Origin of the sequence: Acidovorax sacchari, from assembly GCF_042847045.1 — a bacterium.
Lineage (GTDB): Bacteria > Pseudomonadota > Gammaproteobacteria > Burkholderiales > Burkholderiaceae_C > Paracidovorax > Paracidovorax sacchari.
In genome coordinates, this window is record NZ_AP035783.1 from 5,432,120 (window position 1) to 5,447,660 (window position 15,541).

17 protein-coding genes are annotated in these 15,541 nt (G+C 71.2%); 10 read left to right on the forward strand and 7 right to left on the reverse strand.

Annotation, left to right across the window (positions count from 1 at the left end):
* Positions 1-44: 44 nt before the first annotated feature.
* Positions 45-1,244 (reverse strand): DNA-processing protein DprA, encoded by a 1,200-nt coding sequence (gene dprA / locus ACGHC0_RS24105; protein ID WP_415266985.1) that lies wholly within the window; start codon positions 1,242-1,244, stop codon positions 45-47.
* An 88-nt stretch (positions 1,245-1,332) separates the two neighbouring features.
* Positions 1,333-2,547, reverse strand: a complete 1,215-nt coding sequence (locus ACGHC0_RS24110; RefSeq protein ID WP_415926595.1) for a LysM peptidoglycan-binding domain-containing protein — start codon at positions 2,545-2,547, stop codon at positions 1,333-1,335.
* 219 nt (positions 2,548-2,766) lie between these two features.
* Between ACGHC0_RS24110 and def the strand changes: the two genes are divergently transcribed.
* The 6 genes from def to ACGHC0_RS24140 all read left to right on the forward strand — a co-directional run bounded on the left by def (position 2,767) and on the right by ACGHC0_RS24140 (position 7,333).
* Positions 2,767-3,276, forward strand: coding sequence for a peptide deformylase (def, locus tag ACGHC0_RS24115; RefSeq protein ID WP_011797689.1), 510 nt, complete (start codon positions 2,767-2,769; stop codon positions 3,274-3,276).
* A complete protein-coding gene (locus tag ACGHC0_RS24120; protein ID WP_107130631.1) occupies positions 3,273-3,776 on the forward strand; it encodes a hypothetical protein in 504 nt (167 codons plus the stop codon). The genes def and ACGHC0_RS24120 overlap by 4 nt, the downstream gene beginning before the upstream one ends.
* 40 nt (positions 3,777-3,816) lie before the next feature.
* Positions 3,817-4,806, forward strand: coding sequence for a methionyl-tRNA formyltransferase (gene fmt, locus ACGHC0_RS24125; RefSeq protein WP_415266987.1), 990 nt, complete (start codon positions 3,817-3,819; stop codon positions 4,804-4,806).
* Between the two features lie 62 nt (positions 4,807-4,868).
* On the forward strand, positions 4,869-5,669 hold the full coding sequence (locus ACGHC0_RS24130; RefSeq protein WP_405045376.1) for an AzlC family ABC transporter permease: 801 nt from the start codon (positions 4,869-4,871) through the stop codon (positions 5,667-5,669).
* A gap of 31 nt (positions 5,670-5,700) precedes the next feature.
* Positions 5,701-6,036 (forward strand): AzlD domain-containing protein, encoded by a 336-nt coding sequence (locus ACGHC0_RS24135; RefSeq protein WP_368355699.1) that lies wholly within the window; start codon positions 5,701-5,703, stop codon positions 6,034-6,036.
* Between the two features lie 103 nt (positions 6,037-6,139).
* Positions 6,140-7,333: a phosphoglycerate kinase gene (locus ACGHC0_RS24140; RefSeq protein WP_415266988.1), complete on the forward strand. Its 1,194-nt coding sequence runs from the start codon at positions 6,140-6,142 to the stop codon at positions 7,331-7,333.
* A gap of 70 nt (positions 7,334-7,403) precedes the next feature.
* Here the strand turns inward: ACGHC0_RS24140 and ACGHC0_RS24145 are convergent, their stop codons facing one another.
* From ACGHC0_RS24145 to ACGHC0_RS24155, 3 genes are all read right to left on the reverse strand, one after another.
* On the reverse strand, positions 7,404-8,243 hold the full coding sequence (locus ACGHC0_RS24145) for an AraC family transcriptional regulator (protein WP_415266989.1): 840 nt from the start codon (positions 8,241-8,243) through the stop codon (positions 7,404-7,406).
* The gene (locus tag ACGHC0_RS24150) at positions 8,240-8,875 is read right to left on the reverse strand and encodes a YbhB/YbcL family Raf kinase inhibitor-like protein (RefSeq protein ID WP_415266990.1); all 636 of its coding nucleotides are present in this window, start codon (positions 8,873-8,875) and stop codon (positions 8,240-8,242) included. The genes ACGHC0_RS24145 and ACGHC0_RS24150 overlap by 4 nt, the downstream gene beginning before the upstream one ends.
* 161 nt (positions 8,876-9,036) lie before the next feature.
* Positions 9,037-9,918 carry a DMT family transporter gene (locus tag ACGHC0_RS24155; protein WP_415266991.1) on the reverse strand — a complete coding sequence of 294 codons (882 nt, stop codon included), beginning with the start codon at positions 9,916-9,918 and terminating at the stop codon, positions 9,037-9,039.
* 90 nt (positions 9,919-10,008) lie between these two features.
* Here ACGHC0_RS24155 and pyrF point away from each other — a divergent pair, with 90 nt between their 5' ends.
* The 4 genes from pyrF (at position 10,009) to ACGHC0_RS24175 (ending at position 13,971) form a co-directional block, all read left to right on the forward strand.
* Entirely contained in the window at positions 10,009-10,833 is an 825-nt protein-coding gene (gene pyrF / locus ACGHC0_RS24160) for an orotidine-5'-phosphate decarboxylase (RefSeq protein WP_415266992.1), read from the forward strand.
* A gap of 44 nt (positions 10,834-10,877) precedes the next feature.
* The gene (locus ACGHC0_RS24165) at positions 10,878-11,825 is read left to right on the forward strand and encodes a LysR family transcriptional regulator (protein ID WP_415266993.1); all 948 of its coding nucleotides are present in this window, start codon (positions 10,878-10,880) and stop codon (positions 11,823-11,825) included.
* 131 nt (positions 11,826-11,956) lie between these two features.
* Positions 11,957-12,970, forward strand: a complete 1,014-nt coding sequence (locus ACGHC0_RS24170; protein WP_415266994.1) for a Bug family tripartite tricarboxylate transporter substrate binding protein — start codon at positions 11,957-11,959, stop codon at positions 12,968-12,970.
* Positions 12,970-13,971: a succinylglutamate desuccinylase/aspartoacylase domain-containing protein gene (locus tag ACGHC0_RS24175; protein WP_415266995.1), complete on the forward strand. Its 1,002-nt coding sequence runs from the start codon at positions 12,970-12,972 to the stop codon at positions 13,969-13,971. Before ACGHC0_RS24170 ends, ACGHC0_RS24175 begins: the two co-directional genes overlap by 1 nt.
* Positions 13,972-14,050: 79 nt before the next feature.
* On the opposite strand, the gene ACGHC0_RS24180 is transcribed toward ACGHC0_RS24175, so the two are convergent.
* On the reverse strand, positions 14,051-14,386 hold the full coding sequence (locus ACGHC0_RS24180) for an SMR family transporter (RefSeq protein WP_368353333.1): 336 nt from the start codon (positions 14,384-14,386) through the stop codon (positions 14,051-14,053).
* 45 nt (positions 14,387-14,431) lie between these two features.
* Positions 14,432-15,373 (reverse strand): EamA family transporter, encoded by a 942-nt coding sequence (locus ACGHC0_RS24185; RefSeq protein WP_368353334.1) that lies wholly within the window; start codon positions 15,371-15,373, stop codon positions 14,432-14,434.
* Positions 15,374-15,541: the final 168 nt, after the last annotated feature.

The following is a 15,541-nucleotide window of genomic DNA, read 5'->3' on the forward strand; positions in this document are numbered from 1 at the left end:
CTGCGAGGCCCGACGCCGGGCCCCGGAGCGATCCGGGGCTGCCTTCAGGCCAGGGCCATGCGCTGGAACAGCCCGCCCGGCAGCCGGGCGACCTGTCCTTCCAGTTCCAGTTCGAGCAGGGCCACCTGCAGCCGGGATGCATCGAGGCCCGTGCGCGCCACCAGGGCATCCAGCCCCATCGGGTCGAATCCGAGCGCTTCCAGCACGTCGGCATGCGGACCGGAGGCGGTACGGTCCGGCGGTTCGCCTCCGACCTGCACCCCGGTACCGGACGCGGCTGGTACAGCTGGCACACGCAACTCTTCCAGCACATCCTGGGCGGATTCCACCAGCTTAGCGCCCTGGCGGATGAGCGCATGGCAGCCACGCGACTGCGGCGCATGGATGGAACCCGGGATGGCGAACACCTCACGTCCCTGCTCCGACGCCAGCCGCGCCGTGACGAGCGAACCGGAGGCCAGCGCGGCCTCCACCACCAGCGTGCCCTGCGAAAGCCCGGCGATGATGCGGTTGCGCCGGGGGAAGTTCGCGGCCAGGGGCGGCGTGCCGAGCGGATACTCGCTGACCACCACGCCCTGGCGGGCGATGCGGTGGGCCAGGTCGCGGTGGCGGGCCGGATAGACACGGTCCAGCCCGGTTCCGACCACGGCGATGGTGCTGGGAGCAGAGGCGCCTCCGTCCGGGGCCGGGCCGGCCTCCAGGGCCCCTTCGTGCGCGGCGGCATCGATGCCGAGCGCCAGCCCGGAGACGATGCACAGGCCCGCGCCGCGCAGCGCCCGCCCGAACTGCCGGGCGTTTTCTGCGCCCTGCGCGGTCGGGTTGCGGCTGCCCACGATGGCCAGGCAGCGCTCCAGCGGCCAACGCGATGGACCCGCCCCGTCCAGCCAGCGCGGGGCGCCGAGCAGGTGCAGCAGCAGCGGGGGGTCTTCGGTGGCGAGCAGGGCCGCGGGGTAGGCCGCATCGCCCAGCGACACGATGCGCCGCACGGGCGCACCCTCATCGCCGGCGGGCTCCGCCGTGTTGAGCCATTGCCAGGTGGCTTCCTCCAGCGTGGCAAGGCCCGGCGGGACGGCGCACAGCGCTTTCGCCTGCGCAGATGTGGCGAGCGCCGCCAGGGCGCCCTCCTGTTGCTGGAAGATCTGCTGCGGCAGGCCGAAGGCGGCCAGCAGCCGCCGCGCCGTGCCCGGGCCCACGCCGGGGGTGAGCATGAGGCGCAGCCATGCGGAGAGTTCGTCGCGTTGCATGCGGCGAGCATAGCGGCGCGACGCCACGGCCGCGTTACTTTGGCCGCCCACCGGGCCGCCAGGGCCCATGCCGGGCCTGGAGCCGTCCTTACTGCGGGTTCACGAGGCGGTCGCCCACGCGCACGCCCTGGCGCACCTGCAGGAGCAGCGCGTACGAGACCCGGTCGAAGGTGCGGAAGACCATGGCCGTCCCATTGGCCTCGCTGGGCAGCTTGATGGTGCTGCGGTCCGGGTCGGTCTTGTCCAGGATGCGCTCGCCCTTGGTGAGCACGGTCAGCACGAGGCCCGGCTGCATGCCGTCACGGGTGCCGCGGTTGATCGCGACCACCTGGTTCTGCGCCGCATAGGCGACGGCCGCGCTGCCGTAGATGGACACCACGCGCGCATCCACGGGGAACTGGGGCGCCTGCGGCGTGTAGCTCGTGTAGCCGCGCTCCGGGGCAGGCAGCAGGCGGTCGCCGAAACGGATCTCTTCCTTCGCACCGGACAGGTCGATGGTGGCGGGGACGGGGTCCGTACGGGTGCCGCCGTCGGGCGAGCGGGTCTCTTCCGTGGCCTCGCCGCGCACCAGGTCCGCCCGGGCGACGTACTGGGCCTCGTAGCCGAGGATTTCGCCGGTCTCGGGGTCCTTCATCGGGACGGCATTGCGGAACACGCGGTACTGGCGCGGCACGCCCGGATCGAGGCGCAGGGGCCGCCCGGCCGGGCCACGCGCATAGGCGCGGTCGCCGTTGGCCATGAGCACGCGCTCGTCCACCGTGGCCACGATGCGCGGGGTCTGGGACAGGGTCAGCTCATCCACGACCAGGGGTTCGACCAGGAAGGGCTCGATGAGGTGTGGAGGCAGCGTGGGCAGAGCCGTGCCGGCAAGGCTGTCCGTGCGGGTGCGGGGCGAGACGCGGACGGTCTCCGGGTCGCCGTCCGTGCCGCCGCGGGCGGTGCGCAGGCGTGCATAGCCGTCCACCTTCTCGAGGTAGAGGGTCTGGCCCGGGAAGATGAGGTGCGGATTGGGGATGGACTGCAGGTTCATGCCCCAGAGCTCGGGCCAGCGCCAGGGACGCAGCAGGTACATGCCGGAGATGCCCCAGAGCGTGTCGCCACGCTTGACGACGTAGGTGTCGGGCGCGTTGGGCGCCAGTTCGGCGAGCGGCACACCGCGCGAGGCCACCTGCTGGGCCGTGGCACGCTGCCCGGCCGTGACGGGATAGTTCTGCGCATGCCCGGCCAGCGGGGCCGCGATGGCCGCGGCGGCGAGCGCGAGCGCGCCCAGGGCCGGTGCCCGCAGGCGGTTGGATGCATTCATGTTCTGGATCCCGTTGCTCTTGCTCTTGTCAGCACACATCGCTAAGCGCCCCTCGCTGGCAGCGGGCCGTCTTGCTGGTGACAAAACTTGCCGGCCGATACGTTACAAATCAACAAGGATTCTGGCCTCAAGCCCTGGATCGGGCAATGATTATTGCCACCGCCCCCAGCGGCGCGACGCGAAAGTGGCGAAAATAGCGACATCTTCGTCCGTTGTCCCATGGCCCTCCTTCCCATCCTCTGCTATCCCGATCCCCGCCTGCACAAGGTGGCCCAGCCCGTCCAGGTAGTGGACGACCGCGTGCGCGCGCTGCTGGACGACATGCTCGAGACCATGTACGACGCGCAGGGCATCGGGCTGGCGGCCACGCAGGTGGACGTCCACGAGCGGATCATCACCATCGACGTGTCCGAGGACCGCGACACGCCCCTGGTGCTGATCAACCCGGAGATCCTCTGGGCCAGCGAGGACAAGCAGGTCGGCGAGGAAGGCTGCCTGTCCGTCCCCGGCATCTACGACGGCGTGGAGCGCTCCACCGCCGTGCGCGTGCAGGCCCTCGACGCGCAGGGGCAGTCCCGCGTCATCGAGGCCGAAGGCCTGCTGGCCATCTGCATCCAGCACGAGATGGACCACCTCCTGGGCAAGGTGTTCGTCGAATACCTCTCCCCCCTCAAGCGCACGCGCATCAAGACCAAGATGCTCAAGCAGCAGCGGGGTGCCCGGGCATGATCGCCCGCACGGCCACGTTCTGGCGCCGCGCCGCGGCGGCCTGCCTGGCCGTGCTGCTGGCCGCCTGCGCGTCGCCCGACTTCCTGCGGCCGGGCGCGCAGCGCAGCGAGGTGCTGCGCGAACTGGGCCAGCCCTACTTTTCCTCGACGCTGCCCGGTGGCGGCGAGCGCATGGTCTATACCACCCAGCCCATGGGGCGGCAGGTCTTCCATCTCGATTTCGACGCCCAGGGCCGCCTCGTGCACCGCGAGCAGGTCCTCACGTTCCAGAACCTCGCCGGCATTCCCGCCGGCACGCCGCTCGAGGAAGTGCGCCGCTTCTTCGGCCCGCCGATGCGCGTGGAGCAGGTGGCCCGTTTCGACGGCGACATCTGGACCTACCGTTTTCTCGACGACATCAACACGCGCCGCTTCGCGCACGTGCACATCGACCGCCAGGGCGTGGTGCGCAAGGTGATGTTCACCGACGAGCCCGATCCGCGCGAGTGGCGCGCTTTCTGACCGACCGGCGTCCCCGCGGGGCGCGCCTTTTTCCGTTGCCATGAAGATCATTTTTGCGGGCACGCCCGAGTTCGCCCGGGTGGCCCTGGAGCGCCTGCTCGCCGCGGGCGCCGAAGTCCCCCTCGTGCTCACCCAGCCCGACCGTCCCGCCGGCCGGGGCATGAAGCTGCAGGCGTCGCCCGTCAAGCAGTGCGCACTGGCCCACGGCATCGCAGTGGCGCAGCCGCGCGGGCTGCGGCTGGACGGCAAATATGCCGAGGACGCCGCCGCGGCGCGCACCGCGCTGGAGGCGGCCGACGCCGACGCCATGGTGGTCGCGGCCTACGGCCTGATCCTGCCGCAGTGGGTGCTGGACCTGCCCCGGCTGGGCTGCCTGAACATCCATGCGAGCCTGCTGCCGCGCTGGCGTGGCGCGGCGCCCATCCACCGCGCCATCGAGGCGGGCGACGCCGAGACGGGCGTGACCATCATGCAGATGGATGCCGGCCTGGACACGGGGGCCATGCTGCTCATTGAAAAAACCGCCATTGCGCCGCGCGAGACCACGGCCACGCTGCATGACCGGCTGGCCGGCCTGGGCGGCCGGCTGATCGTGGAGGCCATGGAACTGGCCGCCTGCGGCGGGCTGGCGGCCACGCCCCAGCCGGCCGAGGGCGTGACCTACGCGCACAAGATCGAGAAGGCCGAGAGCGCGATCGACTGGAAGTTGCCCGCCGCGGCGATCGACCGGCGCGTGCGCGCGTTCGATCCGTTCCCCGGCGCCTCGACGCAGTGCGGCGTCGAGACCATCAAGGTCTGGGGCTGCGAGCCGCTGCAAACGCCGCCGCCGGAGGGCTCGCGGCCCGGGGAGATCCTGCAGGTGGATGATGCCGGCGTGGCCGTGGCCTGCGGAGGGCCGGAAGCGCCCGGCGGCGTGCTGCGCCTCACGGTGCTGCAGCGCGCGGGCGGCAAGCGGCTGCCGGTGGGTGATTTCCTGCGCGGCCATCCGCTGGTGCCGGGCATGGTGCTCGGCGGCGAGGCCGGCGCATGAACATGCCCGGGGACGCGCCCTCCAGCGAACCATCCGGCACCGTGCCGAGGTCGGCGGGGGAGATGGTGCGGCATCCGTTTTTCCGCACCGGGATGACCGACATGATCGGCACCAGCGTGGGCATCGGCGCCTGGGGACTGGTGACCGGGGTGGCGATGGTCAAGAGCGGCATGCCCGTGGGACTGGCGATCTTCATGTCGCTCACCGTCTATGCAGGCAGCGCCCAGCTCACCGTGCTGCCGCTGCTCACCGCGGGGGCGCCGCTGTGGGTGATGTGGCTCGCCGCCTCGTGCGTGAACCTGCGGTTCGTCATCTTCAGCAGCATGTGGCGCAGCTATTTCGCCTGGCTGCCGCGCCGCCAGCGGCTGGCGGTGGGGTATTTCAGCGGCGACGTGATCTTCGTGGCGTTCATGAAGCGCTTTCCGCGGCCCGCGCCGCAGGCCGAGCAGGTGCCCTATTTCTGGGGAGCGGCGGTGCTGAACTGGCTGTCGTGGCAGGTGCCGTCCATCGCAGGCATCCTGCTGGCGAACGTGGTGCCGCTGTCCTGGGGGCTGGGCTTCGCGGGCGTGCTGGCGCTGCTGGGGGTGCTGCTGTCCATGCTCTTCGACCGCGCCACCTGGATCGCCACGGGCGTGGCCATGACGGCGGCGATCGCTGCGTTCTCTCTGCCGCTCAAGCTCAACATCCTGGTCGCGATCGCCGCTGCCGTGGCCGCCGGGCTGCTGATCGAGGCGGCGGACCGCCACCTGCGGCGCAGGCCCGAGGTACGGCTCGTGCCGGCGCACGGCACGCTGCGGCCGGACGAGAAGAAGCACGTGCAGGACGGCGACGTGGTGCCGCTGCGCGAGGAGGACCATCCATGAGCAGCGCATGGCAACGCGCGGGGGAGGCGGCATGGATGCCTCGGTGACGGAGATCGTGGTGGCGACCGTGGGACTGGCGTTGATCACGCTCATCACGCGTGCCTTCTTCATGATTCCCGAGAAGGAAGTCCCCATGCCCGACTGGCTCAAGCGCGGGCTGAAGTACGCCCCGCTCGCGGCGCTGGCGGCCGTGCTGGCGCCGGAGCTTTTCATGGCGGGCGGTGAATTCATCGGTACCCTGCAGGACGCCCGGCTGCCGGCCATGGCCTGCGCAGCGGCCTATTATTTCTGGCGCCGCGGCATCCTGGGCACGATCTGCGTGGGCATGGCGGTCTATCTGCCGCTGCACATCGGCCTGGGCTGGTAGCGCCCGCGCTCTGCGCGCCTACAATCCCTCGCAGTTTTTTCGCACCAGCCGCCCACCCGCCACTCCCGGTGGCCGGCCGGGCTTTTCCATACCCTTCCAGCCCATGCAAATCCTTCGCTTTTCCGACCTCTGCGCCCAAGGCCAGGCCCGCGGCCAGCGCGTGTTCATCCGCGCCGATCTGAACGTGCCCCAGGACGACGACGGCCGCATCACCGAAGACACGCGCATCCGCGCATCCGTGCCGTGCATCCGGATGGCGCTGGACGCAGGCGCCGCGGTGATGGTGACGAGCCACCTCGGCCGTCCCACGGAAGGCACGCTCACGCCCGCGGACTCGCTCGCGCCCGTGGCGGCGCGCCTGTCGGAACTGCTCGGCTGCAAAGTGCCCCTGGTAGCCGACTGGGTGGACGGCGTGCAGGTGCAGCCCGGCCAGGTCGTGCTGCTGGAAAACTGCCGCGTGAACGTGGGCGAAAAGAAGAACAAGCCGGAGCTGGCGCAGAAGATGGCCAAGCTCTGCGACATCTACGTAAATGATGCCTTCGGCACCGCGCACCGTGCCGAGGGCACGACCTACGGCATCGCAGAGTACGCGAAGGTGGCCTGCGCCGGCCCGCTGCTGTCCGCCGAGATCGATGCCATCGGCAAGGCGCTGGCCCAGCCCGCGCGGCCGCTGGCCGCCATCGTGGCGGGCAGCAAGGTGTCCACCAAGCTGACCATCCTCAAGAGCCTGTCCAACAAGGTGGACCAGCTCATCGTGGGCGGGGGCATCGCCAATACCTTCATGCTGGCCGCAGGCCTGTCGATCGGCAAGAGCCTGGCCGAGCCCGACCTGGTGGAAGAGGCCCGGGCCGTGATCGAAGCCATGAAGGCGCGCGGCGCCGAGGTGCCGATTCCCACCGACGTGGTGGTCGCCAAGACCTTCTCGGCCGATGCGCCCGCCACCGTCAAGGCCGCCACCGACGTCGCCGAGGACGACCTGATCCTGGACATCGGCCCGCAGACGGCCGCGAAGCTGGCCGCCCAGCTCAAGGCCGCCGGCACCATCGTCTGGAACGGCCCGGTGGGCGTGTTCGAGTTCGCGGCCTTCGAGAACGGGACCAAGGCCATCGCCCAGGCCATCGCCGAGTCGCCGGCCTTCAGCATCGCCGGCGGCGGAGACACGCTCGCCGCGATCGCGAAATACGGCATCGAGAAGAACGTGGGCTACATCTCCACGGGCGGCGGCGCCTTCCTGGAAGTGCTGGAGGGCAAGACGCTGCCGGCCTTCGAGATCCTGCAGAAGCGCGCCCAGGGCTGATCTGCAGTTTTCAGGCATCAGGACGCAAGCCCGCTGGCGCACTGCCTGCGGGCTTTTGCTTTGGAGCCCTTCAGCGCACCGTGGAAGGCAGGTAGCCGAATCGGCCGCGGAAGCGCTCGGCAAAGCGCGCACGGGACTGGTAGCCGCAGGCCAGCGCGATGCGCGGAATGCTCCAGCCGGTGGTCTGCAGCAGCATCAGCGCGTGCTGCATGCGCACGTCGGCCAGCAGGGCATCGAAGCGTTGCTGCTCGGCCGCCAGGCGCCGGCGCAGGGTGGCTTCGCTCATCGCGAGGGCGTGACCGGCCAGCGCCGCCGTCCAGCGCTGTTCGGGCGCGGCGCCCAGCAGCGCGCGCAGGCGCCGGGTGGTGGCATGGTGAAACGCGGGCCGGAAGGCATGTCCGCGCTCGTGCAGCGCGCACAGCAGGTCCAGCAGACGGTAGTGCAGGCGCTCGTCGCCGATGTGCGCGGCGCCCACGCCGTCCACGGCATGGCCGAGGGTGCGGGCCAGATCGTCGTCCAGCGGCAGCGCCCGGAAAGGCGCCTGCGGCGCGGCGGCCGGCACACCCCCAGCCCGGCCGCGCTGGAACGACTCCAGCAGGCCGGCATCCAGCACGAGCAGCACGGAGCGGAACCGCCGGGCGGTGCCGCACGGCGTCTTGTGCAGGTCTGCACAGGTGCCGGGATCGACCAGCAGCAGCGTGGGGCCACCGGTGACGGACAGGCGCTGCGTGCCGGTCACCAGATCGAGCCGGCCGTCCTGCACCTGCAACAGAGTGGCGTCCTGGAACGCGAATCGCGGCGTGTGCTGCACCGTGGCCAGGGTCGGACGGGCGAGCTGGCACAGACTGCGCCGCAGTACGGGCGCACCGGAGGGCGCTGCCGCGGCAGGTGCCGGCACCACTCCCGTCACGGCAGGGCGACGGCCGGGTTGAGTGTGTACAGGCCGGTCAGGCGGGCCTCGGCCAGCACGGGTGCCCTGGCCAGCGCGGCGCGCACGTTGGCGCCGGTCAGCGGCCCTTCGACCTGCAGCGTGGGGGTGCCGAGCGCGTACACCGTGAAGACGTAGTGGTGCACGATGGCGTCGTTCCAGGGCGGGCAGGGGCCGTCGTAGCCGTAGTAGTCGCCCCGCATGTCCTGGTCGCCCGCGAACCAGCCCGTGTAGTCGTTGATGCCGTGGCGCAGGCCCTCCGGCGCGGCGGGGCCGGGCTTGCCGCGCGGCGTGACGGCGCTGGAATGGGAGCCGGCGGCGATCTCGGTGCGGTCGGCGGGAATGTCGAGCAGCAGCCAGTGGAAGAAATCCACGCGGGGCAGGCTGGCGGGCACGGTGCGGCCCTCCTGGTTCACATCGTCGCCCTGGCTGGGCACGTCCGGGTCATGGCAGACGATGGCGAACGACTGCGTGCCGGCCGGTGCGCCGCTCCAGGCCAGGTGCGGGTTGCGGTTGCCGGACAGCGCGACGTGCGCCGCCGTATCGGGCACGGCGAAGGCGAATTCGCCGGGAATGGCCTGCCCGTCCTGGAAGCTGTGGCTGGTGAGTTGCATGCGTGAAGGCTCCTGTGCGGTGTAGGAACGAGGAAGGAAGTAAGACACGGCCCCGGCAAGCCGGAGGCATGGCCGCATTCTAGGAACCGTGGGCGGCAGCGAACGCATCGCATCCGATCACATCGTGCCTTGATCCCGTCAATCTGGCGGGATCTGTGTCTTCACGCTCTCTTGTCCGGCCACAGCACCGAGGCGATGGCGGCCACCATCAGCGCCACGGCCACCCAGTCCTGCCAGTGCAACCGCTCGCCCAGCCACAACGCGCCGCCGAACACGCCAAGCACGGGGATGAACATCACGGACAGAGTAGAGGCCACGGGCGGCAGAGTGCGTGCCAGGTAGAACCAGGCCGGCTGCGCGAAGCCGAAGGCCAGCACGGCGTTGTAGAGCACGGCACCCCACACGACCGGCGTGGGCATCGCCCAGCGGTCACGCTCGAACACCACCGACAGCACGACCAGCACCGCCAGCGTCTGCACCGTCATCCAGAACGACATCGTGAGCGTGGGCAGGGGGATGGTGCTGCGCCGCAGCAGCTGCGTGCCCAACCCCCAGGCGGCCGCGGCCGAAAGCATCAGCAGCACGCCGTAGGGCCGACCGCCCAGGGCGCTCAGCTCGTGCCACAGCAGCAGCAACACGCCACCGGCCGCCGCCGCGACGCCGCCCCAGGCCCGCGGTGCGAGGCGTTCGCCGAAGCAGGCGGCACCCAGCACCGCCGAGAAGATCGGCATGGTGTAGCCCAGGATGGCCGCCCGTCCGCTCGAGAGCTCGGGGATGGCCAGGATGGCCAGCACGTACCACACCACCATGTTCGCGAGACCCAGGCCCGCGAGGGGCCACCAGTAGGCGCGCGGCACGGCGAAGGGCAGGCGCAGGGCCGCCAGCACCGCGCCGAGCAGCGGCAGGCCCAGGCCGAGCACCAGCACGCGGAAGGTCAGCGGCGGAAATCCCGTCACGCCCAGCTTCATCACCGGCCAGTTCAGCCCCCACACCAGGGTCAGGACAACGAGCACGGCGAGCTGGCGGCAAGTGAGTACGGGCATGGAAGCGGATCGTATCGGGGAGGCGCAACCCGCGCAGTCGTGCGCGGCACCCGGCCCGGCGGCGCGGGGGCGCCTTCTACAATCCCGGCCATGACCTTCATCGACATGCTGCGCGGCGCCACCGCGCGCAACGACTCCCTGCTCTGCGTGGGCCTGGACCCCGAGCCATCGCGCTTTCCCGCCGGCCTGCGCGGCGATGCCGGCCGCATCTACGACTTCTGTGCGGCAATCGTCGATGCCACGGCCGACCTGGCCTGCGCCTTCAAGCCGCAAATCGCATATTTCGCCGCCCATCGCGCGGAAGAGCAGCTCGAACGCCTCATGCGGCACATGCGCGCCACCGCTCCGCACGTGCCCGTGATCCTGGACGCCAAGCGCGGCGACATCGGCTCCACGGCCCAGCAGTACGCGATCGAGGCCTTCGAGCGCTACGGTGCCGACGCGGTGACGCTCTCGCCCTTCATGGGCTTCGACTCCATCGAGCCCTACCTGGCCTACCACGGCAAGGGTGCCTTCCTGCTGTGCCGCACCTCCAACCCGGGCGGCGACGACCTGCAGAGCCAGCGCCTGGCGAGCGTGGACGGACAGCCGCTGCTGTTCGAACACATCGCGCGGCAGGCCCAGGGCCCATGGAACCGCAACGGCCAGTTGGGCCTGGTGGTGGGCGCCACCTACCCGGCCGAGATCGAGCGCGTGCGCGCCCTCGCCCCGACGCTGCCGCTGCTCATCCCCGGCGTGGGCGCCCAGGGCGGTGACGCGGCGGCCACGGTGCGCGCCGGCCTGCGGCCGGACGGCCCGATCGTCGTGAACTCCTCGCGCGCCATCCTGTATGCGAGCGCGGATGAAGGCTTCGCCGCTGCGGCGCGGCAGGCGGCGCAGGCCACGCGCGCTGCGTTGAACGCGGCGCGGGGCTGAGGCCGGGCCAACCAGCCATCACCGCCAACCCATCCACCCTCTGCATGCAGCTCAAATGGGTGGAGGACTTCATCGCGCTGGCGCGCGAGCGCAGCTTCACGCGTGCTGCCGAGCAGCGGCATGTCACGCATCCCGCGTTCGGGCGGCGCATCCGTGCGCTGGAGGCCTGGGCCGGCACGGCCCTGGTAGAACGCGGCAGTCCGGAGGCGGAGCAGGACACGGGCCCGCTCCGTAGCCGCAGCGGTGCGGGTGGACCGGTGCGCCTCACCGCAGCGGGGACGGCCTTTCTCGCGACGGCCGAGCAGTTGGCGCGCGAGCTTTCGCAATCGCAGGAAGAGCTGCGCGCCATCGCCGGCCGGCAGGCGCGGTCGGTCACCATCGCCACGGGCCGCACGCTCGCACGCACGGCGCTGGCAGACGCCCTGCCGCGCCTGCGCGCTGTGCTGCAGTCGGCGGAACTGCGGGTGGTGACGAACGGGCTGGCACAGACGGTGGAGATGCTGGAGCGCGGGGAAGCGGACTTCTGGCTGGGCTACCACCACGCCGCGCTCGAAGTGCGTCTGGACGGGCGCTCGTACGCGCACGCCACGCTCGCGTCCGACCGGCTGGTGCCCGTATCGCGCACGGATGCCCAGGGCCTGCCGCGGCACGCGCTGGCCTCGTCGGGCCCGGCCGTGCCCTACCTCGCCTATGCCGACACGCTGGCGCTCGGCCGCCTGGTGGAAGACCTGCTGGCCCGGCACCCGCTGGCACCACGGCTGCGCCGCATCATCGAATGCGACTCGGCCGATGCGCAGTACGAGTACGTGCACCGCGGGCTGGGCGTGGCCTGGCTGCCGTGGTCCATGGTGCGGGCCGACTGCCAGGCCGGACGGCTCGCGCCGGCCGGCGAGCGCCGCCTGGAGCTGCGGTTCGACGTGCGCCTGGTGCGGCCCAAGCGCCGGCTCACCGATGCCGCCGAGGCGGTCTGGCAGGCCCTCGCACGCGCCTGACAGCCGAGCCCCTGCCGCGTGGCGGTGCCGGATCGGCACGCAATCGTGCCCATTCGGCACCACGCATCGGCACACGGCTCCCACAATCGGCCCACCCTCTGCACATCCCTACCGCCCACGGAGATCGTCCCATGTCCTCATTCCACCCCTTCCAGGCCAGTGACCCTGGCCGCCGCCGCGCGCTCGCCCTGCTCGCCTCGCTGGCGCTGGCCGCCGCCATGGCCGGACCCCAGTCCGCCCTTGCGCAGGACGCCTGGCCCGCGCGGCCGATCACGCTGGTCGTGGGCTATCCGCCCGGCGGCAGCACGGATCTGACGGCCCGCACCCTGGGGCCGGAACTCTCTTCGCGCCTGGGCGTGCCGGTCGTGATCGAGAACCTCGGCGGGGCCGGCGGCGCGATCGGCGCGCAGAAGGTGGCCAGCAGCGCGCCCGACGGCTACACGCTGCTGCTGGGCGCGAGCAACGAGATCGCCATCAACCGGCTCGTCACGAAGAAGGTCAAGTACGACGTCAAGGATTTCACCGCTCTGGCGCTGGTGGCATCGCAGCCGCTGGTGCTGGTGGCGTCCACCGGCTCGGGCGTGAAGAATGCTGCCGAGTTCGTGCAGCGCGTGCGCTCGCAGCCGGGCAAGACCAGCTACGGCAGTTCGGGCGTGGGCACTTCACTGCACCTGGCCGGTGAAATGGTCAAGGAGCAGGGCCAGCTCTTCATGACGCACATTCCCTACCGCGGCGTGGCACCGCTGACCAGCGACCTGATGGGCAACAACATCGAGTTCGGCGTGTTCGTGCTCTCCAGCGCGCTGCCGCACATCCGCAGCGGCAAGGTGGTCGCGCTGGGCACGACCGAAGCGCACCGCTCGGCGATCACGCCCGACATCCCGGCCCTGGCCGAACTGCCGCAGTTCAAGAACGTAGACATCAACGTGTGGTTCGCGCTCATGGGCCCCGCAAACCTGCCGCGTCCGGTCGCGGACAAGCTGCGCAAGGCGACGCGCGAAGCCCTGCAGTCGCCGGAATTCCGCAAGAAGATGGAAGCCGGTGGATCGGTCGTAGCCTCTCCAACCGTGGACCTCGACGCCTATCTGGCCGCCGAAGTGGCCAAGTACCGCAAGATCGTCCAGTTCGCCAAGATCGAAGAGTGATGCCTGTGCCACCCCATACCGCTGATTCCTCCCTGCATTTCGAGCTTCCGAAGCCCGACCTCGGCGCATGGCGCGCCGGCAACACCGGCACCGAAGGCGTCTGGCGCTTCGACTCCGGCGTGCCCGGCCCGGACGTGCTGATCACCGCGCTCGTGCACGGCAACGAGCTGTGCGGTGCCTGGGCGCTGCGCGACCTGCTGGAGGCCGGCATCCGCCCCGGGGCGGGCCGGCTCACCCTGGCGTTCTGCAACCTGGCGGCCTTCGACCGCTTCGACCCGCGGGACCACGACGCTTCGCGCTTCGTGGACCAGGACATGAATCGCCAGTGGAGCGACGACCGCCTGGATGCCGCGGACACGCAGGAGCGCCGCCGCGCCGCCGCGCTGCGCCCGTTCGTGCGCGAGGCCCGCTGGCTGCTCGACCTGCACTCCATGCACGAACCCGGCGCGCCGCTGCTGCTCACCGGCATGCATGCGCGCAACCAGGATCTGGCCCGGCGCATGGGCGCCCCCGAACACGTGGTGGCGGATGCCGGCCACCAGGACGGCGTGCGCATGCGCGACTACGGCCGCTTCGGCCGGCCGGATGCCGAGGAAGCGGGCGCCGACGGCACGCGCTCGCTGCTCATCGAGTGCGGCTTCCATGGCGACCCGGCCAGCCGTACGGTGGCACGCGACCAGTGCGTGCGGTTCCTGGAGGCGGCAGGCTCGCTGGACGCGGCCACGCTGGCGCGGGCGCTGCCCGGCTGGCGGCAGCCCGATGCGCCGCGGCAGTGGGTGCTGGAAGTGACCGGCCCGGTCGTGGCGCGCAGCAACCGCTTCCGCTTCACGCGGCCCGTGGCGGCCCTGGAGGTGATCCCCCGGGCCGGCACGGTGATCGGCGACAACGATGGCGAGCCCGTCGCCACGCCCTACGACGACTGCGTGCTGGTGATGCCCTCCACGCGCCAGGCCCGCGCGGGCGTGACCGTGGTGCGCTTCGCGCGGCGGCGGTCGCTGTAGTCGCTGCGCCGCCTCATACGGGTTTGCAATCCAGGCGAGAACAAGGCGACGCGGTTATCGCTTTGATTGCGAACTCGTATCAATGGCCGGCCGTGCGGGAGAACAGGTTGATCACCAGCACGCCCGCCAGAATCAGCCCCATGCCGGCCAGCGCGGGGCCGTCCAGCCGCTGGCCGTAGGCCAGCCAGCCGATGGTCGAGACGAGCACGATGCCCACGCCGGACCAGATGGCATAGGCGATGCCCGTGGGAATCGCCTGCAGGGTGAGCGACAGGAAGTAGAACGACACGCCGTAGCCGGCCACGGTGACCAGGCTCGGCACGGGCCGGGTGAAGCCGTCCGAGGCCTTGAGGAAGGAGGTCGCGAGGACCTCGGCGCCGATCGCTATCGCAAGGTAGAGGTGGTGGATGCCCATGGCACCGATTGGACACCGGCCCGGTAAGACGCGCGGGCCTGGGGCCTATCGCCGCCGTGCCGCGGCCCAGCGCGGCCCCAGCACCACGCAGGCGAGTGCGGCCACGATCGCCGCGATACCGGCCCACTGCCATGGCGAGACGGTTTCGCCGAGCACGAGCATGCCCGCGGACAGGCCGACCACCGGCACGGCGAGGCTGAACGGCGCCACGCGGTTGGCCGGGTAGCGCGTCAGCAGCCCGGTCCAGAGGCCGTAGCCCAGGATGGTGGCCGCCCAGCCGAGGTAGGCGACAGAGCCCCAGGCCAGCCAGGGCAGCGCGGCCCAGGCATCGGCCTGCATCCAGCGCGGAGCATCGGCATCGAAGACGGCGGACAGCGCCATGAAGGGCAGGATGGGCACGAGGCTGCTCCAGGCCACGAAGGCCAGGGGCCGGTAGCCCGGCGACTCCTGCTGGGCTTTGCGCGCCACGATGTTCGATGCGGCCCAGGACGCGGCGCCGCACAGCGCGAGCCCCACGCCTGCCAGGGTCACGTCGTCCGAGACCACGCCGGGCGCGACGAAATGCATGCCGAAACAGGCCAGGCCCAGCGCGGCCAGGCCCAGCCCGACGAGCAGCGGCCGGCCCGGCCGCTCGTGCAGCAGCAGGAAGGCCCAGAAGGCGGTGAAGAAGACCTGGGTCTGCAATAGCACGCTCGCCAGCGCCGCGGTCAGCCCCACGCGCAAGGCGAGGAAGACCATGCCGAACTGCCCCACCCCCTGGAAAAGCCCGTAGAGCACCACCCAGCGCCAGCGCACGGCGGGCGGCCGCAGGAAGAACACGAGTGGCAGGGCCGCGAACACGTAGCGCATGGCGCCCAGCTGGAAGGGGGTGAAGGAACGCAACCCCCATTTCATGGCGACGAAGTTGACGCCCCAGAGCACGACGACCACGAGCGCCGCCAGCAGATCGCGCGGGGCCAGCGGCGCGGATTGCGGGCCGGCGCTCACCGGCGGCTCCCGCGACCGCCGCCGGCAGTGCGGGCCTTCGCGGACGTGGCGTGGAGCCGCGCCGGAAGCGGTGTGGCGAGGAAAGACGCAGGCAGGAAAGACATGGGAAACCGGGGAAGCATGGGAAGGAGGAAGAGGCACGTACGGCATGGCGGAGAAGTACCCGCC